Source organism: Thioclava marina (assembly GCF_002020135.1).
In the GTDB taxonomy this organism is placed as follows: Bacteria; Pseudomonadota; Alphaproteobacteria; order Rhodobacterales; family Rhodobacteraceae; genus Thioclava; species Thioclava marina.
Genome location: NZ_MPZS01000001.1, coordinates 1852135 through 1872976 on the forward strand (window position 1 = coordinate 1852135; position 20842 = coordinate 1872976).

21 protein-coding genes are annotated in these 20842 nt (G+C 61.3%); 11 read left to right on the top strand and 10 right to left on the bottom strand.

Annotation, left to right across the window (positions count from 1 at the left end):
• Nucleotides 1–4: 4 nt before the first annotated feature.
• From mnmE to BMG00_RS08970, 3 genes are all read right to left on the bottom strand, one after another.
• The gene (gene mnmE / locus BMG00_RS08960) at nucleotides 5–1288 is read right to left on the bottom strand and encodes a tRNA uridine-5-carboxymethylaminomethyl(34) synthesis GTPase MnmE (RefSeq protein ID WP_078574072.1); all 1284 of its coding nucleotides are present in this window, start codon (nucleotides 1286–1288) and stop codon (nucleotides 5–7) included.
• A 34-nt stretch (nucleotides 1289–1322) separates the two neighbouring features.
• Nucleotides 1323–2594: a transcription termination factor Rho gene (gene rho, locus BMG00_RS08965; RefSeq protein ID WP_078526572.1), complete on the bottom strand. Its 1272-nt coding sequence runs from the start codon at nucleotides 2592–2594 to the stop codon at nucleotides 1323–1325.
• A 137-nt stretch (nucleotides 2595–2731) separates the two neighbouring features.
• The gene (locus tag BMG00_RS08970; RefSeq protein ID WP_078574283.1) at nucleotides 2732–3196 is read right to left on the bottom strand and encodes a CopD family protein; all 465 of its coding nucleotides are present in this window, start codon (nucleotides 3194–3196) and stop codon (nucleotides 2732–2734) included.
• Nucleotides 3197–3598: 402 nt separating this feature from the next.
• On the opposite strand from BMG00_RS08970, the gene BMG00_RS08975 reads away from it, so the two are divergent.
• The 7 genes from BMG00_RS08975 to nadC all read left to right on the top strand — a co-directional run bounded on the left by BMG00_RS08975 (nucleotide 3599) and on the right by nadC (nucleotide 9855).
• Nucleotides 3599–4192 (top strand): Maf family protein, encoded by a 594-nt coding sequence (locus tag BMG00_RS08975; RefSeq protein ID WP_078574073.1) that lies wholly within the window; start codon nucleotides 3599–3601, stop codon nucleotides 4190–4192.
• Nucleotides 4189–5028 carry a shikimate dehydrogenase gene (locus BMG00_RS08980; protein WP_078526576.1) on the top strand — a complete coding sequence of 280 codons (840 nt, stop codon included), beginning with the start codon at nucleotides 4189–4191 and terminating at the stop codon, nucleotides 5026–5028. The genes BMG00_RS08975 and BMG00_RS08980 overlap by 4 nt, the downstream gene beginning before the upstream one ends.
• Complete coding sequence (gene coaE, locus BMG00_RS08985) at nucleotides 5025–5612, top strand: dephospho-CoA kinase (protein WP_078574074.1); 588 nt, start codon at nucleotides 5025–5027, stop codon at nucleotides 5610–5612. The genes BMG00_RS08980 and coaE overlap by 4 nt, the downstream gene beginning before the upstream one ends.
• Nucleotides 5613–5616: 4 nt before the next feature.
• A complete protein-coding gene (dnaQ, locus tag BMG00_RS08990; protein WP_078574075.1) occupies nucleotides 5617–6315 on the top strand; it encodes a DNA polymerase III subunit epsilon in 699 nt (232 codons plus the stop codon).
• A gap of 102 nt (nucleotides 6316–6417) precedes the next feature.
• Nucleotides 6418–7470 carry a quinolinate synthase NadA gene (nadA, locus tag BMG00_RS08995; protein ID WP_078526582.1) on the top strand — a complete coding sequence of 351 codons (1053 nt, stop codon included), beginning with the start codon at nucleotides 6418–6420 and terminating at the stop codon, nucleotides 7468–7470.
• Entirely contained in the window at nucleotides 7467–9017 is a 1551-nt protein-coding gene (locus tag BMG00_RS09000; RefSeq protein ID WP_078574076.1) for an L-aspartate oxidase, read from the top strand. Before nadA ends, BMG00_RS09000 begins: the two co-directional genes overlap by 4 nt.
• Before the next feature lies 1 nt (nucleotide 9018).
• Nucleotides 9019–9855, top strand: a complete 837-nt coding sequence (gene nadC, locus BMG00_RS09005; RefSeq protein ID WP_078574077.1) for a carboxylating nicotinate-nucleotide diphosphorylase — start codon at nucleotides 9019–9021, stop codon at nucleotides 9853–9855.
• Nucleotides 9856–9859: 4 nt separating this feature from the next.
• On the opposite strand, the gene BMG00_RS09010 is transcribed toward nadC, so the two are convergent.
• The 7 genes from BMG00_RS09010 to BMG00_RS09040 form a co-directional block, all read right to left on the bottom strand.
• On the bottom strand, nucleotides 9860–10345 hold the full coding sequence (locus BMG00_RS09010) for an RNA pyrophosphohydrolase (protein WP_078526588.1): 486 nt from the start codon (nucleotides 10343–10345) through the stop codon (nucleotides 9860–9862).
• A 32-nt stretch (nucleotides 10346–10377) separates the two neighbouring features.
• Nucleotides 10378–11775, bottom strand: coding sequence for a S41 family peptidase (locus tag BMG00_RS09015; protein ID WP_078574078.1), 1398 nt, complete (start codon nucleotides 11773–11775; stop codon nucleotides 10378–10380).
• Between the two features lie 2 nt (nucleotides 11776–11777).
• Complete coding sequence (locus BMG00_RS09020; protein ID WP_078574079.1) at nucleotides 11778–12920, bottom strand: murein hydrolase activator EnvC family protein; 1143 nt, start codon at nucleotides 12918–12920, stop codon at nucleotides 11778–11780.
• Nucleotides 12917–14440 carry a 2,3-bisphosphoglycerate-independent phosphoglycerate mutase gene (gene gpmI / locus BMG00_RS09025; RefSeq protein ID WP_078574080.1) on the bottom strand — a complete coding sequence of 508 codons (1524 nt, stop codon included), beginning with the start codon at nucleotides 14438–14440 and terminating at the stop codon, nucleotides 12917–12919. Before gpmI ends, BMG00_RS09020 begins: the two co-directional genes overlap by 4 nt.
• Before the next feature lie 59 nt (nucleotides 14441–14499).
• Nucleotides 14500–14967 (bottom strand): 23S rRNA (pseudouridine(1915)-N(3))-methyltransferase RlmH, encoded by a 468-nt coding sequence (gene rlmH, locus BMG00_RS09030; protein WP_078526596.1) that lies wholly within the window; start codon nucleotides 14965–14967, stop codon nucleotides 14500–14502.
• A gap of 10 nt (nucleotides 14968–14977) precedes the next feature.
• Entirely contained in the window at nucleotides 14978–15334 is a 357-nt protein-coding gene (gene rsfS / locus BMG00_RS09035; protein ID WP_078526598.1) for a ribosome silencing factor, read from the bottom strand.
• A 138-nt stretch (nucleotides 15335–15472) separates the two neighbouring features.
• The gene (locus BMG00_RS09040; RefSeq protein WP_078526600.1) at nucleotides 15473–16816 is read right to left on the bottom strand and encodes a mechanosensitive ion channel family protein; all 1344 of its coding nucleotides are present in this window, start codon (nucleotides 16814–16816) and stop codon (nucleotides 15473–15475) included.
• 246 nt (nucleotides 16817–17062) lie between these two features.
• Here BMG00_RS09040 and leuC point away from each other — a divergent pair, with 246 nt between their 5' ends.
• The 4 genes from leuC (at nucleotide 17063) to BMG00_RS09060 (ending at nucleotide 20830) form a co-directional block, all read left to right on the top strand.
• Nucleotides 17063–18487: a 3-isopropylmalate dehydratase large subunit gene (gene leuC, locus BMG00_RS09045; RefSeq protein ID WP_078574081.1), complete on the top strand. Its 1425-nt coding sequence runs from the start codon at nucleotides 17063–17065 to the stop codon at nucleotides 18485–18487.
• 12 nt (nucleotides 18488–18499) lie between these two features.
• Nucleotides 18500–19105, top strand: a complete 606-nt coding sequence (gene leuD, locus BMG00_RS09050; RefSeq protein ID WP_078526604.1) for a 3-isopropylmalate dehydratase small subunit — start codon at nucleotides 18500–18502, stop codon at nucleotides 19103–19105.
• A gap of 115 nt (nucleotides 19106–19220) precedes the next feature.
• Nucleotides 19221–19733 (top strand): HdeD family acid-resistance protein, encoded by a 513-nt coding sequence (locus tag BMG00_RS09055; protein ID WP_078526606.1) that lies wholly within the window; start codon nucleotides 19221–19223, stop codon nucleotides 19731–19733.
• A gap of 269 nt (nucleotides 19734–20002) precedes the next feature.
• The gene (locus BMG00_RS09060) at nucleotides 20003–20830 is read left to right on the top strand and encodes a hypothetical protein (protein ID WP_146642589.1); all 828 of its coding nucleotides are present in this window, start codon (nucleotides 20003–20005) and stop codon (nucleotides 20828–20830) included.
• Nucleotides 20831–20842: the final 12 nt, after the last annotated feature.

Sequence of the window (20842 nt, forward strand, 5' to 3'; positions counted from 1 at the left end):
CTCCTTACTTGCCGATGCAGAAGCTCGAGAAAATCTCATCCAGAAGGTTCTCGACATCCACCCGACCGAGCAGCGCCTCCAGCGCCCACGTGGCCTGGCGCAGCGATTCCGCCGCCAGCTCACTCCGGTCAGACCCGCGCAATACCTCATCTCGCGCTGATTCCAAAGCCCCGAATGCACGCTCCATCGCAACCCTGTGGCGCTCACGCGTCATGACCCCTGCACCCGCGCTGAGCCCGGACAGCCGCTCTTCGATTGCCGCCAGAAGTGCCGTCAGCCCCGCCCCGGTCTTACCGGAGACGCTCAACCCTTTGTTCGGCGCGACATCGGCCTTGCCGTGAACGACCAGATCGCCCGGCTCGGGCGTGATCAGGGGGACTTCCGCTCCGTCGAGCAGAAACAGCCGCAGGTCGGATTGTCGTGCCCGGTCGAGCGCACGCTCCACTCCGATCGCTTCCACCACGTCCTCGGTTTCGCGCAAGCCTGCGGTGTCGAGCAAAGTAACCGCCTGTCCGCCGATCTCCATGCGCACCTCGATCACATCGCGCGTCGTACCCGCAATCTCCGAGGTGATCGCTGCCTCGCGACCCGCGAGCGCATTGAGCAGCGTGGATTTCCCGGCATTCGGCCGCCCGACGATCGCCACCTCGAAGCCTTCGCGAATACGTTCCGCTGCCCCGATCCTCCGCAATTCGTCGCGCAACCCTGAGGCCACAGCGTCAATCAGTTCAAGCACTTCGGGCGAAACATCGACCGGCACCTCTTCATCGGCAAAGTCGATCGTCGCCTCGATCAGAGCCCCCGCCCGGATCAGTTTCGCGCGCCAATCTTCAACCAGATCACCCACCGCGCCCGACAGAACCTTCAGCGCCTGTTTACGCTGCGCCTCGGTCTCGGCTTCGATCAGATCGGACAGGCCTTCGACCTGTGACAGATCCAACCGCTCATTTTCCAGTGCGCGCCGGGTAAACTCCCCCGGCTCGGCCAAGCGTAGACCGTCGATCTGCCCCAAGGCCCGCAGCACAGCCGAAACGGTCGCGATAGCGCCGTGGATATGCAACTCAGCGACCTCTTCGCCGGTAAAGCTCGCGCCCTGCTCGAAGCACAGCACGACAGCCTCATCGAGCTCTTCGCCCGCCAGCCGCAGCTTGCGCAGCCCGGCCAGACGCGGCTCCGGCAGCGATCCTGCCAGCGCGCGCGCAGCCTCCCAGGCCAGCGGTCCCGAAATACGAATGACGGCCACGCCCGCTTTTCCGCGGGCCGTGGCCAGAGCAAAGATCGTGTCCATCGCAATCCTCTTCCCAAGGGAAGATAGGACGGCCTCAGCCGTTCATCGAGTCGAAGAATTCCGAGTTCGTCTTGGTCTGCTTGAGCTTCGAGATCAGGAACTCGATCGCATCCGTGGTGCCCATCGGGTTCAGGATGCGGCGCAGCAGATAGGTCTTCTGCAGATCTTTCTGATCGACGAGCAGATCCTCTTTCCGGGTGCCGGACTTGAGAATGTCCATTGCCGGGAAGACGCGCTTGTCAGCGACCTTGCGGTCGAGCACGATTTCCGAGTTACCCGTACCCTTGAACTCTTCGAAGATAACCTCGTCCATGCGCGAGCCGGTATCGATCAGCGCGGTCGCGATGATCGTCAGCGAGCCACCCTCTTCGATGTTCCGCGCCGCACCGAAGAAGCGCTTGGGGCGTTGCAGCGCGTTGGCGTCCACACCACCCGTCAGCACCTTGCCCGAGCTGGGAACAACGGTGTTGAAGGCGCGACCCAGACGGGTGATCGAATCGAGCAAGATCACCACGTCGCGCTTGTGTTCGACCAGACGCTTGGCCTTCTCGATCACCATCTCCGAGACGGCCACGTGACGCGTTGCCGGTTCGTCGAAGGTCGAGGAGATCACCTCACCCTTCACCGAACGCTGCATGTCGGTCACCTCTTCCGGGCGTTCGTCGATGAGCAGAACGATCAGGTAGCACTCGGGGTGATTGCGCTCGATCGAATGCGCGATGTTCTGGAGAAGAACCGTCTTACCCGTACGCGGCGGCGCCACGATCAGCGAGCGCTGCCCCTTCCCGATCGGTGCGACGAGGTCGATGATCCGGGCCGAGCGATCCTTGATCGTCGGATCCTCGATTTCCATCTTCAGACGCTCATCGGGATAAAGCGGCGTGAGGTTGTCGAAGGCCACCTTGTGGCGCGCTTTCTCAGGCTCTTCGAAGTTGATCTGCTCGACCTTGGTCAGCGCGAAGTAACGCTCATTCTCACCCGGCGCGCGGATCACACCCTCGACCGTGTCACCGGTGCGCAGGCTGTGCTGGCGGATCATGTCAGGCGAGACGTAAATGTCATCCGGGCCCGGCAGATAGTTCGCTTCGGTCGAACGCAGGAAGCCGAACCCGTCCTGCAGAACTTCGAGCACGCCATCCCCGCCGATGACCCAGTCATCCTCGGCGTGCTCCTTCAGGATCGAGAACATCATCTCGCCCTTGCGCATCGTCGAGGCGTTTTCGACGTCCCATTCTTCGGCCAGGGCCAGCAACTCCTTGGGGCTCTTGGCTTTGAGATCGGAGAGATTGAGGCGGGTTTCGCTCATGGCATCACCTGAAGCAGGCGCCTCACCGGGCGGTCCGGAGGCGCGGAAGATTGTCTATGGTCTGAAAAACCGGTCGGCCAGGACGGCCGGGGCTTAAAGCGGGAGATAAGCGCAACAGCGCTCGGAGTCAATGAAACTTAGAATTTCACGATCACCGAGGACACGATCACGATCATGAAGATCGTCGGCACCTCGTTCATCATCCGGTAATAGCGACCCGTGCGATCGGCCGACCCGTCGGCCAGCGCTTTGCGTTCCTTCGCGCACCACATGTGAAACCAGGTCATTCCGAGGACCGCGACCGCCTTGGTCCAGGGCCAGATCGTCGACCAGTCCACGATCCCGGGGGTAAAGACCAGCATCAGACCAAAGAGCCAGCTCGCGATCATACCCGGATTCATGATGGCTTTCAGAAGGAGGCGTTCCTGGTGGCGAAACAAAAGCTCCTGGTCCGTATCGCGCACGATGCCTTTCTTGTTCAGCCCCTCGACGTGGTAGACGTAAAGCCGAGGAAGATAGAACAGCCCAGCCATCCACGTGATGATCGACATAACGTGCAAGGCTTTGATCCAAGGGTACCAGTTGCTCAGGAAATCGGTCATCTCGCCTCCGGGAGTCATCTCCTCTTCTTCTAAAATAAAGAAATAAGAAAAGAGATGATGTTGTTGTTGGTCCTGTTGATGATGTGGATTAACACTTTATCACCAATTTCTCCACAGTTGGAAAAGCCGCACCCTCGGGGAATTATTTCTTCGTCGGATGAGACGTAACTATCTGAAATAAAAAGACATATGAAAATTTTACGCTTAGGTCATCCTGTGGATAAACCTATGGATGATTTTCTGGATCAACGATTTTTTCCCCACCCGGGGAAAAGCGCATTCCCCAGGTGGAAAACTTTCGTAAACTTGCCCTGAACGTGCCGGATTTTGTGGAGATATCGGTCGAACCCGGTTATGCCCAGTTTCGCCCAGAGAGTTCTACAGCCCCTTATCCACAGTTTCATGAACATCCTTCTCGCTTCCGCCTCCGAAATCCGCGCCCAGCTGTTGCGCAATGCCGGTCTGAGCGTGACGGCCGAGCCGGCGCGCATTGACGAAGAGGCGATCAAACGCAGCCTCGAGGCAGAGGGTGCAAAGCCGCGGGACGTGGCGGATTTCCTGGCGGAAATGAAGGCGGCGAAGTTGTCCTCACGCAATCCGGGTATCCTGGTGATCGGGGCCGATCAGGTGCTCGAACTCAAGGGCGCGGTGTTTTCGAAGCCCGGCACGCCCGAAGAGGCGAAGGAACAGTTGCGCGCCCTGTCGGGTCAGACGCACAAGCTCCTGTCCGCCATGGTCGCGATCCGCGATGGCGAACCGCTTTGGCGCCATGTGGGCGAGGTGCGACTGACGATGCATGAGTTGTCCGACGCTTTCATCGACGATTACGTGACGCGGAACTGGGACAGTATCCGGTGGTCGGTTGGCAGCTACAAACTGGAGGAAGAAGGCGTTCGGCTTTTCTCCCGCGTTCAAGGCGACTACTTTGCGGTTCTGGGCCTGCCCCTGATCGAATTTCTGAATTGGCTGCATGCCCGAGGAGAGCTGACGACATGAGTGATCATCCGAGGATTCCCCTGGCCGGTGTCATTGGCTCTCCGATCGCGCATTCCCGCTCGCCCGTTCTGTTTCGTCACTGGCTCGATCAATACGGGATCACGGGATATTACGTGCCGATCGACGTGGCTGCGGATGATCTCGAGACCGTTCTGCGCACCCTGCCCAAGGCTGGGTTCGTCGGGGTGAATGTCACGATTCCCCACAAGATCCGTGCGCTTGAAATCGCCGACGTAATTTCAGACCGCGCCGCTCTGATCGGCGCCGCCAACACGCTGATCTTTCGCCCGGATGGAAAGATTTACGCTGACAATACGGATGGCTACGGATTCATCGCCAATCTGAAACAGAATGCACCCGGCTGGGATGCCGCGACCGGACCGGCGGCCGTTCTCGGCGCAGGGGGGGCTGCGCGCGCGATTGTGGCGTCGCTTCTCGAAAGCGGTGCACCCGAGATCCGGATCTCGAACCGTACTCGCGCCCGTGCCGATGCGTTGCGGGCGGAATTCGGCGCACGGCTCGTCGTCTACGACTGGGTTCAGGCTGGCAATATGCTGGAAGATGCGACGACGGTGGTGAACACGACCTCGCTCGGAATGGTCGGCAAGCAGGAATTCCGCGTGCCACTCGATGCGCTCAAGCCCGGTGCGACGTGCTGCGACATCGTCTACACGCCGCTGAAGACGAAATTCCTCACCGAGGCCGAAGAGGCTGGCTGCGTAGTCGTCGATGGTCTCGGCATGCTTCTGCATCAGGCCGTCCCCGGTTTCGAACGCTGGTTCGGTCAGCGCCCCGAAGTCACGGATGGCTTGCGCGACGCGGTCCTGAACGCATGAGCCGCCCCTTCCTTCTCGGGCTGACAGGTTCGGTCGGGATGGGCAAATCCACGACCGCCGCGATGTTCGCCGAGGAAGGCGTTCCGGTCTGGGATGCGGATCGCACCGTGCATGAGCTCTATGAAAAAGGCGGGGCCGCGGTCGCCCCAATTGCTGCGGTTTTTCCTTCTGCGATCATCGAGGGTGCGGTCGATCGTGGCGCGCTGAAAGAGATCCTTTCCGCCGATAAACAGGCTCTATCCCGCCTTGAATCGATCGTACATCCGCTGACTACCGCGTCACGTGAAGCATTCATCGCGGATCACCGCAGCGCCGATCTGATCTTGCTTGATATCCCGCTTCTGTTCGAGACCGGTGCCGATAAAAGCTGCGACGCGACGCTTGTGGTCTCGGCCCCGGCCGAGGTGCAACGCGCTCGCGTCCTTGCCCGTCCCGGCATGACCGAGGATCAGCTCGATTTCATCCTTTCGCGGCAGATGCCCGACGCCGACAAACGCGCCCGCGCGACTTACATTATCGAGACAGTGAACCTTGAGGACACCCGCCGAGATGTGCGAAACCTGATTGCGAAACTCAGGGGGTAGCACCATGCGAGAGATCGTTCTCGATACCGAAACCACCGGCTTCGAGCCCGAGGAAGGACACCGCATCGTCGAGATCGGCGCGGTCGAGCTGTTCAATCACATGCCGACGGGCAACACCTATCACCAATATATCAACCCCGAACGCTCGATGCCGCAGGAGGCCTTTCAGGTTCACGGGTTGGGCGACGAATTTCTCTCGGACAAACCGAAATTCGCGCAGATCGGCCTGGAATTTCTTGAATTCATCGGCACGGATTCCGTGCTAGTGATCCACAACGCCAGGTTCGACATGAAATTCCTCAACGCCGAGCTCCGCTGGGCCGGGATGCCGCTGATCGAGGATCAGCGCGCGCTCGACACTCTGGCGATGGCGCGACGGAAGTTTCCGGGCTCGCCCGCGACGCTTGATGCGCTTTGCCGCAGGTTCAGCATCGACAACTCGTCCCGGACTTTGCACGGCGCATTGCTTGATAGCGAGATTCTGGCCGAGGTTTATCTTGAGCTGATCGGTGGGCGCCAGCCGGGATTTGGATTGCAACCCGTTGATACCGGACGGAAATCCGGCGCCGGATCTCAGGAAGCCTGGCGCCCGAAACCCCGTCCAGAGCCCCTTCCGCCCCGGCTCACCGCCGAGGAAACAGAAGCACATGCCGCCTTCGTCGCGAAGATCGGAGAGAGTGCGATCTGGCATCGCTACGACTGAAAACTCCATTTTTGCGGGCTTTCCCGCAACTTTCCCATTTAACCGGGCGTCAACAATCTTTAAATCCAAGGTCTGTTCCGGGCACCAGGGAGAGGAAGACCCATGCTGGACCTGACCGAAATGCGCGCCACGCTGGCCGAGAGCTACGATCTCGCGCCGTCGATCGAACTGGCCGAGGAGATGCACGAGATCCATGAGAAAATGGACCGTGTGATCCCCCTGCCCGATTTCGCGCGTTACGCCCCCTATATCCGCGAAATCAATCGCCTCAAGCGTGAGAAGAATGCGGTGATCCTGGCGCATAACTACATGACGCCGGAAATCTATCACGGCGTTGCCGATGTTGTGGGCGACAGCCTTCAGCTCGCGATCGAGGCGACGAAGGTCGAGGCTCAGACCATCGTGCAATGCGGTGTGCATTTCATGGCCGAGACCTCGAAGATCCTGAACCCGTCGAAGACGGTTCTGATCCCCGACATGAAGGCGGGCTGTTCGCTTGCGGAATCGATTACCGCCGAAGGCATCGCCGAGATGCGCGCGAAATATCCCGGCGCCCCGGTAGTGAGCTATGTGAACACCACCGCCGAGGTGAAAGCGGCGTCCGATATCTGCTGCACCTCGTCGAATGCCGCGCAGATCGTCCGCGCCCTGCCCGAGCACACCATCATCATGACGCCTGATCAGTATCTTGCGCAGAATGTCGCGAACCAGGTGCCTGAGAAGAACGTGGTCTGGTGGGCGGGCTCCTGCATCGTGCACGAGCAATATACCGCGAAGGATATCAACGACTTCCGCGCCCTGCACCCGGATACGCGCATCATCGCGCATCCCGAATGCCCGCCCGATGTCGTCGCGGCGTCGGACTTCTCGGGCTCGACCTCGGGCATCATCAACTATGTTGCGAGCGAGAAGCCGAAAGAGGCAATGTTGGTCACCGAATGCTCGATGGCTTCGAACATTGCCGACGCGCTGCCCGAAGTCGATTTCGTGGGCCCGTGCAACATGTGTCCCTACATGAAGAAAATCACACTCGAGAAAATCCTCTGGTCGCTCCATACCGGCACCGAAGAGGTGATCGTCGATCCGCAAATCGCCGAAAAGGCGCGTGTTGCAGTGGAACGTATGATCGAGCTTTCGCAGGCGACCGCGAAGTGATCGAGACGCAGCGGATCGTCATTGTCGGAGCGGGGCTCGGTGCACTTTACGCAGCCCTAAGCCTTGCGCCGCGCCCGGTTCTGGTAATCTCGCCCGAAACCTTGGGCGAAGGCGCGTCTTCTGCCTGGGCGCAGGGTGGCGTTGCAGCGGCGATGTCGGTTGGCGATACGCCCGCTTCGCATGCACGTGACACCATGACCGCCGGCGCGGGCACCGTTTCTCCCGAGATTGCCCGTCTGGTGACCGAGGATGCGCGTCGGCATATCCTTGCGTTGACTGAACTCGGCACACCGTTCGATCGCAATGACGCGGGCGACTACGTCATGTCGCGCGAAGCCGCGCACAGTCAGGCGCGCGTCGTGCGGGTGAAAGGCGATCAGGCCGGCCGCGAGATCATGCAAACCTTGATCGCTGCGGTTCGACAGGAGCCGTCGGTGCAGGTGCTTGAGGGCGTTCTGGCTTCCGGGCTCGAAGTCGAGGACGGCCGCGTGACCGGCGTCTGGATCGAGCGCGCTTTTGAGCCCTCCGGGGCTATTCTGGTGAAATGCCCTGCGGTTTTGCTGGCGGGCGGGGGCTCGGGTGGCCTTTTTGCCGTCACGACGAACCCGCCGCGCATTCGGGGCCAGGTTATCGGGATGGCCGCGCGTGCCGGCGCCCGGATTGCCGATCCGGAATTCGTGCAGTTCCATCCCACCGCGATCGCGAGCGGCGAAGACCCTGCCCCGCTCGCGACCGAAGCTCTACGTGGCGAAGGCGCCACGCTGATCAACAATCGCGGCGAGCGGTTCATGATCCCGGTCCATCCCGATGCCGAACTGGCTCCGCGCGATATCGTCGCCCGCGCCGTCTATGTCGAACGGCAAGCGGGCCGCGAGCCTGCGCTCGATACACGGGCCGTTCTGGGTGAAGAAGTGCTCACGCGCTTCCCGGCCGTGGCCGATGCGTGCAAACGCGCCGGAATAGACCCTGTTTTGCAGACCATTCCGGTCGCGCCCGCCGCGCATTACCACATGGGCGGCGTCGATACGGATGAACATGGGCGCAGCTCGCTTGATCGTCTTTGGGTTTGTGGCGAGGCGTCGTCGACCGGGCTGCACGGGGCCAACCGTCTTGCATCGAACGGGCTTCTCGAGGCGCTGGTCTTTGCGCGGATCTGTGCATTGGGTATCGCGGCGGAGCTTGGAAGTCTCGACGCGGCGCCCGAGATTGCGCCGGATTTCCCATCCGGCGATATTCCGGTGAACGAAGCGGCGCTGCAACGGATGCGCAAGGCGATGACCGATGGGGTGGGCGTGGTGCGCGATGCGGCGGGGCTGAAATCGGCCTTGCGCGTCATCGCCGAGGTCGAAGCCAACGCCATGACCGAAACGATGCGGAACATGACGGCGACCGCGACGCTGATCGCGGCAGCTGCGCTCGCGCGTGAGGAAAGCCGCGGCGGGCATTTCCGCTCTGATTTCCCCGAAGCTGACCCTAAAATGGCCCATAGAACGAAAATGACGCTGGCCGAGGCGCTGAAAATCCGCGCCGCCGCCCTGGAGGACTGACATGCTGCCCGATCTGCTGCTCGAACCGATTGTCCGTGCCGCTCTGGTGGAAGACCTCTCGCCGATGGGCGACGCGACGACGAAAGCGGTGATCCCGGCGGGAAAGACCTATTCGGCGCGGCTCAATGCACGTGAAGATGGCGTTGTCTCGGGAATGCAGGTCGCGGCGATGGCGTTCCGTCTGGTCGACCCGGGTCTGCGGATTGCGGTTCTCGTGGGCGATGGAAAACCCTGCAAAAAGGGTGAGACGCTGATGACGATCGACGGCTCGGCGGCCTCGATCCTGATGGGAGAGCGCGTGGCGCTCAATTTCGCGGGTCGCTTGAGCGGCATCGCGACGAAAACGGCGGGCTTCGTCGAGAAAACCAGGGGAACGAAAGCGCGGATCACCTGCACGCGCAAGACGACACCGGGTCTGCGTGTTCTGGAAAAGGCGGCAGTGACCCATGGCGGCGGGTTCAATCACCGCTACGGCCTGTCCGATGCAATTCTGATCAAGGACAATCACGTCGCGGCGGCGGGCGGGATCCGTCAGGTGCTCGAGGCGGCGAAGGCCGCGCGCAGCCATATGATGCGGATCGAGCTTGAGGTGGATACGCTGCGCCAGATGGAAGAGGCGCTGAAGATCGGTGGAGCGGATGTGATCCTGCTCGACAACATGGATACGTCGGAATTGCGCGCTGCCGTGGCTCTGAATGCGGGCCGTGTCGTGCTGGAAGCCTCGGGCAACATGACGCTGGAGCGCATCGCGGAAGTCGCGGCAACTGGTGTCGATTACATCTCGTCGGGCGCGCTGACCCACTCGGCGCGCACCCTCGACCTGGGCCTCGATTTCTGAAGATTCAGCCGAGATAGTCTCGAAATTCGGCGCGAACCGCCTCGTAGACCGAGCGTTTGAACGGCACGATTTTCTCGATCAGCTCGTCAAAGGGCATCCATTGCCAGATCGAGAATTCCGGGTGATCGGTCTCGATCTTCACCTGATCGTCCGACCCCAGAAAGCGGTACAGGAACCATTTCTGTTCCTGCCCGCGCCAGCGCCCGTTCCAGATCTTCGGCACAAGATCATGCGGCAGGTCATAAGTGACCCATTCGCCGGTTTTCGCGACGAACTCCACAAGATCGGGGGTCACCCCGGTCTCTTCTTCCAGCTCGCGCAGCGCGGCCTGTTTCGGCTTTTCGCCCTTGTCGATACCGCCTTGCGGCATTTGCCAGGCGGGTTCGGGGTTGTCGATGCGCTGACCGGCAAAGACGAGCCCCGCCGGGTTCATCAGAACGACGCCGACATTGCGGCGATAGGGAAGTCTGGCGATGTCTTCGGGCGTCATTTGAAAAAGGGACCCTCGCGGGCCCCCTCCCCTCAGTTTTTCTTGGTTTCTTCCGCCGCGGTGGCCGGAGCAGCAGCGGCTTTCTCACCCTGCATTTCCGGCGCGAGCGCGGACAGGCCTTTGATCAGGTCGATCGCGTAGGACATCTGGAAATCGTCGAGCCGGCGTTTCGCGGCTTCTTCCGCCTTCGCGCGTTCATCCTCGGCTTGTTTCTTTTCGTCATCGGTCATCGAGTCATTGGTGATCGCGCCCCGCAGATCGGCCTCGGAGGTCATCTGATGCGCGGCCTTGTCATCCTCTGCCTTCTGGTCGGCTTTCGGCTGATCGGGTTGCGGCACCACGACGTCGGGTGCAATACCCAGCGACTGGATCGAACGGCCCGAAGGCGTGTAATAGCGCGCGGTGGTCAGGCGCATCGCACCCTCACCCTGGATCGGCATGACGGTCTGCACCGAGCCTTTGCCGAAGCTCTTGGTGCCGACGACGATCGCGCGGTGATGATCCTGAAGCGCGCCGGTCACGATCTCGGAGGCTGAGGCGGACCCGCCGTTGATCAGAACGACGATCGGCTTGCCATCCGCCTGATCGCCCGGGGTTGCGTTGAACCGCTCGCTGTCTTGCGGGTTGCGGCCACGGGTCGAGACGATTTCCCCCTTGTCGAGGAAGGCATCGGCCACCTTGATCGCCTGGGTCAGCAACCCGCCGGGGTTGTTGCGCAGGTCGACGATGAAGCCGTCGACCTTGTCCATGCCGCCGATCTCCTCGACCTGTTTCTTGATCGAGTCTTCGAGGTTCGGATAGGTCTGGTCGTTGAACGTCGTGATACGCAGGATCACGGTGCTGCCGTCATGGCGGCCACGCACGGCGGTGAGCTTGATCGTGTCGCGGGTGAGCGTCACATCGAAAGGCTCCTGCTCACCTTCGCGCACGAGGGTGATGGTGATCTCGGAGCCAACCGGGCCGCGCATCTTGTCCACCGCCTGGTCGAGCGACATACCCATCAGGGATTCTCCATCGACCGCGGTGATGAAGTCACCCGATTGGATCCCGGCATCGGCGGCCGGCGTCCCATCCATCGGCGAGACGACTTTCACGAAGCCGTCTTCCTGCGTGACCTCGATCCCCAGACCACCGAAGGAGCCGCGGGTCTGCACGCGCATATCGGCATAGTCATCGGGCGGCAGATAGCTCGAATGCGGGTCGAGCGAGCTCAGCATGCCGTTGATCGCGGCATCGATGAGCTTCTTGCTGTCCACGGGCTCGACGTAATCCTGGCGGATCTTCTCGAAGATATCGCCGAACAGGTCGAGCTGTTGGTAGACGGTGTCGGGCTGCTTGGTTTCCTGAGCCATCAGCGGGGCCGCCACCTGCGTCGAAAGAACTGCGCCCGCGATCGTGCCGCCCAGCGCTGCCATCATGAACTTTTTCATACTCAACCCTTGTCGTCTTTCGTCTGAATGAACCACGGTGTCGGGTCCACGGGCTTGCCGCCCTCTCTCAGCTCCAAATAAAGCGTCTCGCTGCGATCTGCACCAGCGCCATCTGACGCGGCCTTGACGAATTCCTCGCCGAATTCCTTCGCTCCCGGCTGGATTCCGCCCATGAGGCCGATTGGTGTTCCCTTCTGCAAGACGTCACCCACCTCACCATAGACGGTCCCGAGCCCGGCAAGAACCAGAAGATGACCCTCGGCCGGTTCCAGGACCATCACATTTCCGTAGTCCAGCAGGGGCCCACGATAGCGGATCGTCGCAGGCCAGGGCGTCGTGACGAGTGCGGCTGGCTCCGTTGCGATCACAAGTCCGGGACGCCTGATCCCGGCTGCATCGGTTTCGTTGAACCCGCGCAGGACCGAACCGATCACCGGCAGTTTCAGGCTGCCTTTTGCGCCTTCGAAATCATCCATCGGCGGGCCGATATCGTTTTCGAGCCCGCTCAGCCCCGTTGCGAACCCCTCCAGCGTATCGGCGCTCTGGACGAGTTTGGTCAGCTCTTCGGGTTCTTCGAGGTAGCGGCGCGGAAGCTTGTTGCGCTCCGAGATCGCCTCTGACAGCGCGGTGCGCGCTCTCGTCACCGAGACCATCCCGTCTTCAAGGACCGCGCGCGCGCCCTCCTGCAATTTGCGCAGGGTCGCGATCTCGTCGAGTTGCTTGCTGAGGACCTCTGCCTCTTCCTGAAGCGCCGGTGCGACCGAGGACAGAACCATGCCCGAGCGTGCAGATCCCTGAGGACCGGAGGGGTGGAGCAGCAGCAGCGGCCCGTCCGATTGCTGCATCGTCGACATCACCGCCAGAAGCCCGCCAAGCTCTTCGCGCTTCGCATCAAAGCCCTGCTTGATCTCGCGTTCGCGGATGGCTGCACGGCGCAGCCCGTCGCGCAAAGCGGCAAGACCGGTCTCATAGGCCTGGATCGTCTGTGTCAGCGCCGCGATCCGGTCCGCCTTGGTCTGCGCATCGTCGAGCGCGGTGATCGCCGCGCGCAGATCGGAGGAAGCCTTGATGGCCGTGTCGGCCGCGCTTTCTGCCCAAAGCGGCGCGGCCGAAATCAGCAAGGCTGCAAGCGCAAGGCGGATCACGATACGATCAGACTCTTTCCGGTCATCTCCTCGGGCTGGGGCAGTTGCATCAACTCCAGCAGCGTCGGCGCGAGATCGGCAAGTCGCCCTTCGCGCAGCTTCGCCCCCTCCGGCCCGCCGATCATCGCGACCGGCACGAGGTTGGTCGTATGCGCGGTATGCGGTCCGCCCGTCACCGTGTCGATCATTGTTTCGCAATTGCCGTGATCTGCAGTGATGATCATCGCACCGCCCGCCTTTTCCAGCGCCTCGACGACACGGCCGATATCGCGGTCGATCTCTTCCACCGCGGCGATCGCGGCCTCGAGCGAGCCGGTATGGCCGACCATATCGGGGTTGGCATAATTGACGATGATCAGGTCATAGCCCTTTTCGATCGCCTCGACGAATTTGTCGGTGACTTCCGGCGCGCTCATCTCGGGCTGAAGATCATAGGTCGCCACTTTCGGCGATTTCGGCATGAAACGATCCTCGCCTTTCCAGGGCTCTTCCTTGCCGCCGTTGAGGAAGAAGGTGACATGCGGATATTTCTCGGTCTCGGCGAGGTGGAATTGGGTAAGGCCTTGTTTGGAAACCCATTCACCGAGCGTATTGACCAGTTCGCGCTTCGGATAGGCGGTGGTCATATAGGCGTTGTGCCTGTCGGAATATTCGACCATGCCCAGCAGAGCGGCCCAATCCGGGCGGGTGCCCGTGTCGAATTCCGAGAAACCGGGTTCGCCAATGGCACGCAGGATCTCGCGCGCGCGGTCTGCGCGGAAGTTGAGGCAGAAGAAGCCGTCCCCATCCTTGGCGCCCGCGTAATCGCCGATCACGGTGGGCTTGATGAATTCGTCCATCTCCTTGCGTTCGTAGCTTGCCTCGACCGCAGCGACTGGCGTCTCGGCACTCGGCCCCTTGCCGTTGATCATCGCGTCATAGGCAAGGCCCACCCGTTCCCAGCGGTTGTCGCGGTCCATTGCGTAGTAGCGGCCATCGACCGTTGCGACGGTGCAGCCCTCGGGCAGCCGGTCGCAGAGATCGGCGACAAAGCGCTTGGCGCTGTCGGGCGCCACGTCGCGCCCGTCGGTGATCGCGTGGATCAGCACCGGCACGCCCGCCTCCGAGACCATCTTCGCGGCGGCCAGCGTGTGCTCGATATGACCATGCACCCCGCCATCCGAGATCACGCCCATCAGATGCGCGCGCCCGCCGGATTGCTTCAGCGTGTCGATGAAAGCCAGGATCGCTTCGTTCTTGAAGAACGACCCGTTCTCGATCGCAAGGTCGATCTGGCCGAGATCCATCGCCACCACCCGGCCTGCGCCGATATTGGTGTGGCCGACCTCGGAATTGCCCATCTGACCGCTTGGCAGCCCGACATCGGGGCCAAAGGTGATCAGGGTCGACTTGTTCGGGTTGTTCCAGATGATCCGGTCGAGGTTCGGGCTGTTGGCCAGCAAAGGCGCGTTGCCCTCGCGTTCCTTTCGCTCACCAAAGCCATCGAGAATGCACAGGACGACGGGTTTCGGGCGGGTCATGGCGGCCTCCGTGATGTGTTGACCCCTCTTACGCCCAGCGGGGCTTTGCTTCAACAGGATCAGACGCGGTGATAGGGGGTGCCGGCGATGATCTGGCCGGCGCGGTAGATCTGTTCGGACAACATGACGCGGGCCAGCATATGCGGCCAGACCATCTTGCCGAAGGAAATCGAGAACTCGGCGCGCTCGCGTAACGACGGGTCGATCCCGTCCGCTCCGCCGATGACGAAGCAGACATCGCGCGCGCCATCGCGCCAGCCTTCCAGCTTTTTCGCGAATTCCGGCGAGGAGATCAGGCTGCCGCGCTCATCCAGCGTAACGATGACCGCGCCATCGGGGATCGCGCGTGCCAGAAGTTCCGCCTCCGCGCCCTGCCCCAGACCCTTCTTGTCCTCGACCTCGACGACGGAAGCCGGACCGAGCCCGAAGGCCCGTCCGGATTTCTCGAAACGTTTGAGGTAGTCGTCGATCAGCTCACGCTCGGGACCCTTGCGCAAGCGGCCCACCGCGCAGATCGTGATCTTCATATCGTCAAGCTCAGACGGGAGCGCCCGCGGGCATCCACATCTTCTCGAGCTGGTAGAACTCGCGCACTTCCGGGCGGAAGACGTGAACGATCACGTCGGAGCTGTCGATCAGCACCCAGTCACCCTGATCTTTCCCCTCGACCTTGCAGATGCGGCCGAAGTCCTCTTTGAGCCGTTCGGTCAGCTTTTCGGCGATCGCGCCGACCTGACGCGAGCTGCGACCCGAACAGATCACCATGTAATCACCGATCGAAGACCGGCCACGTAGGTCGATCGTCACGATGTCTTCGGCTTTGTCATCTTCGAGGGAAGAAAGAACGCGAGCGAGGATCTCTTCGCTCGTAGCTTCGGCGTTCACGGCCTTCATACTCATGGCCGCCGCCTTTGTGCCGGCATCACTCGGCACGAGAGAAAGATGAGACAGGACATGGTCCTCCAGAGGTTGCGCGCCGGAAAGGCCCCGGCGCAGGCCATGTTTTTAAGGTAGCATCGCCTCTGCACGATTTCAATTTTCCTGCGGCGGTTTTTCGCGGTCAGGCTGAACGGCAAGTTGCGAGCCCTCCACCACGCGCACTTCGCGTTGCGGGAAGGGAATTGTGATGCCGTTCTCGTGGAAAGCGTCCCAAAGCGCAAGATAGACCGCACCACGTACATTAGTCAGCCCTTCGACCGGGTCAGTAATCCAGAACCGCAGGATGTAATCGACCGAGCTGTCGCCAAAACCCGTTATGTGACAGACGGTTGGACGGTTCTTCAGCACGCGCCCCACCGATTGCGCGGCCTCGACCGCGAGCTTGCGGACCTTGTGGGGGTCGTCGTGATAAGACGTTCCGAAATGCAGGTCGATCCGCACGAACTCGTCGGAATGGGACCAGTTGACCACCTGCCCCGTGATCAGGTCCTCGTTCGGGATGAGGTATTCGCGACCGTCGCGCGTGACCACAGAGACATAGCGCGCGCCCAGAGAATTGATCCAACCGAAGGTTTCTCCTAGGCTGATCACGTCGCCGGGCTTGATCGACTTGTCCATCAGGATGATCACGCCCGAGACGAGGTTCGAGACGACTTTCTGCAGGCCGAAGCCGAGGCCCACGCCGATCGCGCCCGACAGAACCGCAAGCCCGGTCAGATCGAATCCCACCGCCTTGATGCCAATGAAGATCGCCGCGCCGTAGAGGGCGACCTGCATGACCTTGATCACCAGTTCGCCCATCGAGGGGCTGATATCCTCGTTCGTGCGAATGCGCACCGAGGTGCGGCCCGAGACGATCCGGGCGACCGAAAGCAGGATCGTCGTCAGCACCAGAGCTTTCAGAAGCGCATAGGCTGTAAGGCGGAAGCCGCCGAACTCGATCGCCGCACCCTCGAGGATCTTCACCGTCTCGTCCCACAGACCGAGATAGTAAAGCGTGACCCAGATCCACGCGCCCCAGCGCACGATGGCGCGCAGGAAACCGTTGCGGATCAGCCGTGCGACAAGGCCCACGAAGAGCCAGGCTGTGACGAGCGTCGCGGCGAGCACGACAAGAAAACGCCATGAATAAAAGCCCTTGAGAGCATCGAGGCCCAGAACAGCTCCCCAGGCGAGGATGATGAAGATCAACCCGCGCAGACGTTGGCGCAGCAAGATCACCCAGCGTTTCTGGCGTGTGCTCAGTTCGCGGTTGCGCGCCCAGTCATCGACCTTGGGCGCCAGCCAGATCCGGCCGAGATGGGCGAGCGCGAAGCAGCCCGCGATGATCCCGAACTGCCAAAGCCGCGAGGGCAGCACCATCGAATTGAGGAAAATCTCGATCTGGCTCCAGATCGAGCCGAGTATCTTCAGAATGTCCCCGTTCGCGAAATCCATCCTGTCACGTTAGCTTGCTTTGCGTGCTGCGCCAAACCCTGACTCTTCGATTGCCTCAAGGGCGGATTCGCCGTATTTAGCGCGCCATGACATTCGTTTTCGACATGGACGACCGCGCCCGCCTCCGCGAGCGCTTCTACGGCGAGAGCCGCTCGGTGCTGGCCCGACTTTGACGGCGCGCCGCCCTTGGGCGTTCGCGCCCGCATTCCCATGTCCAAAACCAGCTATCCAAGGAAAGTGAGAGCCATGTCCGCTCCGAAGACCCTCTATGACAAGATCTGGGACGCGCATGTCGTGTCCGAAGACGAAGACGGCACCTGCCTGCTCTATATCGACCGCCACCTGGTCCACGAAGTGACCTCGCCGCAGGCCTTCGAGGGTCTGCGCATGGCCGGTCGCAAGGTTCACGCACCCGAAAAGACCATCGCCGTGCCGGACCATAACGTGCCGACCACGACCGACCGCGCCTCGGGCGTGATCGAGAACGAGGAAAGCCGCATCCAGGTTGAGGCGCTCGACAAGAACGCCAAGGAATTCGGCGTGAACTACTACCCGGTGAACGATGTCCGTCAGGGCATCGTGCATATCGTTGGCCCCGAACAGGGCTGGACCCTGCCGGGCATGACTGTCGTGTGCGGCGACAGCCACACCGCGACCCATGGCGCGTTCGGTGCCCTCGCCCATGGCATCGGCACTTCGGAAGTGGAGCACGTTCTGGCAACCCAGACGCTGATCCAGAAGAAATCGAAGAACATGAAGGTCGAGATCACCGGCCATCTGCGCCCGGGCGTGACTGCCAAGGACATCACCCTCTCGGTGATCGGTGCGACCGGCACCGGTGGCGGCACCGGCCATGTCATCGAATATTGCGGCGAGGCGATCCGCGATCTGTCGATGGAAGGTCGCATGACCGTCTGCAACATGGCGATCGAGGGTGGCGCGCGCGCTGGCCTGATTGCGCCCGACGAGAAGACCTTCGAATACGTGAAGGGCCGTGCCCATGCGCCGAAGGGTGCTCAGTGGGAGGCCGCGCTGAACTGGTGGAAGACGCTCTACACCGACGAGGGCGCGCATTTCGACAAGGTCGTGACGATCAAGGGCGAGGATATCGAGCCGGTCGTGACCTGGGGCACCTCGCCCGAGGATGTGCTGCCGATCTCGGGTGTCGTTCCCGCGCCGGAAGATTTCACCGGCGGCAAGGTCGAGGCGGCGAAGCGTTCGCTCGACTATATGGGCCTGAAGCCCGGCACCAAGCTGACCGACATCAAGATCGACGTGGTCTTCATCGGGTCCTGCACCAACGGCCGGATCGAGGATCTGCGCGCCGCTGCTGAAGTGCTCAAGGGCCGCAAGATGGCGCCGGGTGTGCGCGGCATGGTCGTGCCGGGCTCGGGCCTCGTGCGCGCACAGGCCGAGGAAGAGGGTCTGGACAAGATCTTCCTCGATGCCGGCTTCGAATGGCGCATGGCGGGCTGCTCGATGTGTCTCGCGATGAACCCCGACCAGCTGGCCGAGGGCGAGCGCTGCGCCTCGACCTCGAACCGCAACTTCGAAGGCCGCCAAGGCTACAAGGGTCGCACCCATCTGATGAGCCCGCAAATGGCTGCCGCCGCGGCCGTCACCGGGCATCTGACCGATGTGCGCGAGATGATGGAACTGGAAGACGCGTAAGGAGCGACGAGAATGGAAAAGTTCGAAAAAGTCACCGGGATCGCCGCCCCCATGCCGCTGGTCAATATCGACACCGATATGATCATCCCCAAGGGCTTCCTGAAAACCATCAAGCGCACCGGCCTCGGCGTCCATGCGTTCGACGAGATGCGCTATGACCGCCAGGGCAACGAGATCCCCGATTTCGTTCTCAACAAGCCGCAATATCGCGAAGCCTCGATCCTGATCGCGGGCGACAATTTCGGCTGCGGCTCCTCGCGTGAGCACGCTCCCTGGGCGCTGGCGGATTTCGGCATCAAGGTGATCGTCTCGACCTCCTTTGCCGACATCTTCTACAACAACAGCTTCAAGAACGGCATGCTGCCGATCGTGTTGCCTCAGGAGCAGGTCGATCTGCTCATGAAGGATGCCGAGAAGGGCTCGAATGCGCGGATGACGGTGGATCTCGAAAATCAGGAGATCACCACCTCCGAGGGTGAGACGATCAAGTTCGACGTCGATCCGTTCAAGAAGCATTGCCTGCTCGAAGGGCTCGACGATATCGGCCTGACGCTGGCGAAGGCCGCGGCGATCGACGCCTTCGAAGCGAAGGCCGCACAGGCGCGTCCCTGGGTCTGATCGCACTCTTTACTGAAGCGAAGGCCGTCTCTCGGGGCGGCCTTTTGCTTGAGCGCAGGGAACCGGCCCCCATGTTCTGCGTTTGTCATTTGACATATTTCACGGGAGAGATGCGATGAAACCTTCCACGCTTTTTTTCGCAAGCGGTGGCGCGATGATCCTCTTTGGCCTGTTGGCGCTGGCCAACCCCTTCGCGGCGTCACTCGCGATCACCACCTTTCTCGGAGCGCTCTTTCTGATCGGCGGGGTCATTCAGGCTTGGCTGTCCTTCAATGATCGGGGCGGAGCATACCGCGTCTGGCATGCCGTGGTTGCCTTTCTCAATATCGTCGTGGGCGTGTGGCTGATGGCTGATCCGCTTTCGGGGACGGTGTCCCTCGCTGCGGTGGTCGGCGCGCTGTTTCTGATCATGGGGGCGCTGCGGCTATTGATCGGGATGCAGCTGCCCAACGGGCAACTGCGCTGGATGCTTTTGCTAGCCGGGATCGCCTCCATCGTGATCGGGGTGCTCGTGTTCTCCGATTTCCAGAACGCGGCCACGGCAATCCTCGGGCTCTTGCTGGGGATTCAGCTGCTGGCCGACGGAATTGGTCTCGTCGTTTTTGGACTTTCGTCGCGCAACCTATGATTGTATAGATGCGTAAAATCCTTTAACCACAAGATATTGTGACACCTTCTAGAGCGCCACATTTTCGCTGCTTTATTGATGCAAAGCCGCACCAGTTCTTCCCCCAAATAGGCAGAAACAAACTGTTAATCTTAAGGAAAGATTGCCAGGGGGCATGAATATGGGCAAATTCATGGCAAGAATGAGGCAAGCCGTCACAATTGACGGCGATCACGAGGAAACGTGGTTCGACAATGTATCGAACCCGACCGTGATGAAGGGGTAGGGCAGTGTTTTCACGTCTGGCAGGGGCGCTTGTACGCGCAATTCTGATCGCGGTGGTGATTTCCATCCCCGCTTTGATCCTTCCCGATACCAATAGCGATACTGCTCAGATCGTGGCGCTGATCTCGCTGTTCGCGGCGGCGCTGACTTTCTTCGAATATGCGTCGGTCTATCCGGGCCTCGTCGAGTTCCGTGACGCCCCGCCCTTCAACCGTATCCGTTTCATCTCGCTATTCGCGACGGTGTTGTTGCTCACACTGGCAGAGCTGTCCCAGTTCTACCCGTCCACGCTTACGCGTTTCATCGAGGTGATGGGATCGACCGTGGCCTCCTCGATCGACGTGCCCTATAGCCCGGTTCGCCTGCTGCAGCTTGCGCTGCCCGCCGACGCGGGCGCACAGCATATCGCGATGGTGCGCACGGCTGCGGGCATGGCCTACCTGATCTCGCTGATCACGCTGGGCTATTTCGTCGTCATCCTGCGTCTGATCGGCTGGCCGCAAGCGCAGACGAAATTCAATGTCTGGGTCAACCTTCCCACGTTTGATCCGACCGCGGGCGGGGATGTCGTCGAACGGCTGCGCCGCGACGCATGGTTCAACATCGCGCTGGGGTTTCTTCTGCCCTTCCTCATTCCCGCGGTGCTCAAGATTGTCTCGATCAATTTCGTCGTGGTGACCTTGGAAAGCCCGCATACGCTGATCTGGATGGTGACCGCATGGGCTTTCCTTCCTGCAAGCCTGTTCATGCGTGGCATCGCGCTGGGCCGGGTTGCGCATATGATCGAAGAAAAGCGCCGCCTTCAGGACGCAAACGAGTATCTGCCGGCCTGATCGCGGCACTGT

Coding starts and splice junctions, on each gene's coding strand:
- mnmE (WP_078574072.1), bottom strand. CDS start 1,288: ATGGACACGATCTTTGCTCTGGCCACGGCCCGCGGAAAAGCGGGCGTG.
- rho (WP_078526572.1), bottom strand. CDS start 2,594: ATGAGCGAAACCCGCCTCAATCTCTCCGATCTCAAAGCCAAGAGCCCC.
- BMG00_RS08970 (WP_078574283.1), bottom strand. CDS start 3,196: ATGACCGATTTCCTGAGCAACTGGTACCCTTGGATCAAAGCCTTGCAC.
- BMG00_RS08975 (WP_078574073.1), top strand. CDS start 3,599: ATGAACATCCTTCTCGCTTCCGCCTCCGAAATCCGCGCCCAGCTGTTG.
- BMG00_RS08980 (WP_078526576.1), top strand. CDS start 4,189: ATGAGTGATCATCCGAGGATTCCCCTGGCCGGTGTCATTGGCTCTCCG.
- coaE (WP_078574074.1), top strand. CDS start 5,025: ATGAGCCGCCCCTTCCTTCTCGGGCTGACAGGTTCGGTCGGGATGGGC.
- dnaQ (WP_078574075.1), top strand. CDS start 5,617: ATGCGAGAGATCGTTCTCGATACCGAAACCACCGGCTTCGAGCCCGAG.
- nadA (WP_078526582.1), top strand. CDS start 6,418: ATGCTGGACCTGACCGAAATGCGCGCCACGCTGGCCGAGAGCTACGAT.
- nadC (WP_078574077.1), top strand. CDS start 9,019: ATGCTGCCCGATCTGCTGCTCGAACCGATTGTCCGTGCCGCTCTGGTG.
- BMG00_RS09010 (WP_078526588.1), bottom strand. CDS start 10,345: ATGACGCCCGAAGACATCGCCAGACTTCCCTATCGCCGCAATGTCGGC.
- BMG00_RS09015 (WP_078574078.1), bottom strand. CDS start 11,775: ATGAAAAAGTTCATGATGGCAGCGCTGGGCGGCACGATCGCGGGCGCA.
- gpmI (WP_078574080.1), bottom strand. CDS start 14,440: ATGACCCGCCCGAAACCCGTCGTCCTGTGCATTCTCGATGGCTTTGGT.
- rlmH (WP_078526596.1), bottom strand. CDS start 14,967: ATGAAGATCACGATCTGCGCGGTGGGCCGCTTGCGCAAGGGTCCCGAG.
- rsfS (WP_078526598.1), bottom strand. CDS start 15,334: ATGAAGGCCGTGAACGCCGAAGCTACGAGCGAAGAGATCCTCGCTCGC.
- BMG00_RS09040 (WP_078526600.1), bottom strand. CDS start 16,816: ATGGATTTCGCGAACGGGGACATTCTGAAGATACTCGGCTCGATCTGG.
- leuC (WP_078574081.1), top strand. CDS start 17,063: ATGTCCGCTCCGAAGACCCTCTATGACAAGATCTGGGACGCGCATGTC.
- leuD (WP_078526604.1), top strand. CDS start 18,500: ATGGAAAAGTTCGAAAAAGTCACCGGGATCGCCGCCCCCATGCCGCTG.
- BMG00_RS09055 (WP_078526606.1), top strand. CDS start 19,221: ATGAAACCTTCCACGCTTTTTTTCGCAAGCGGTGGCGCGATGATCCTC.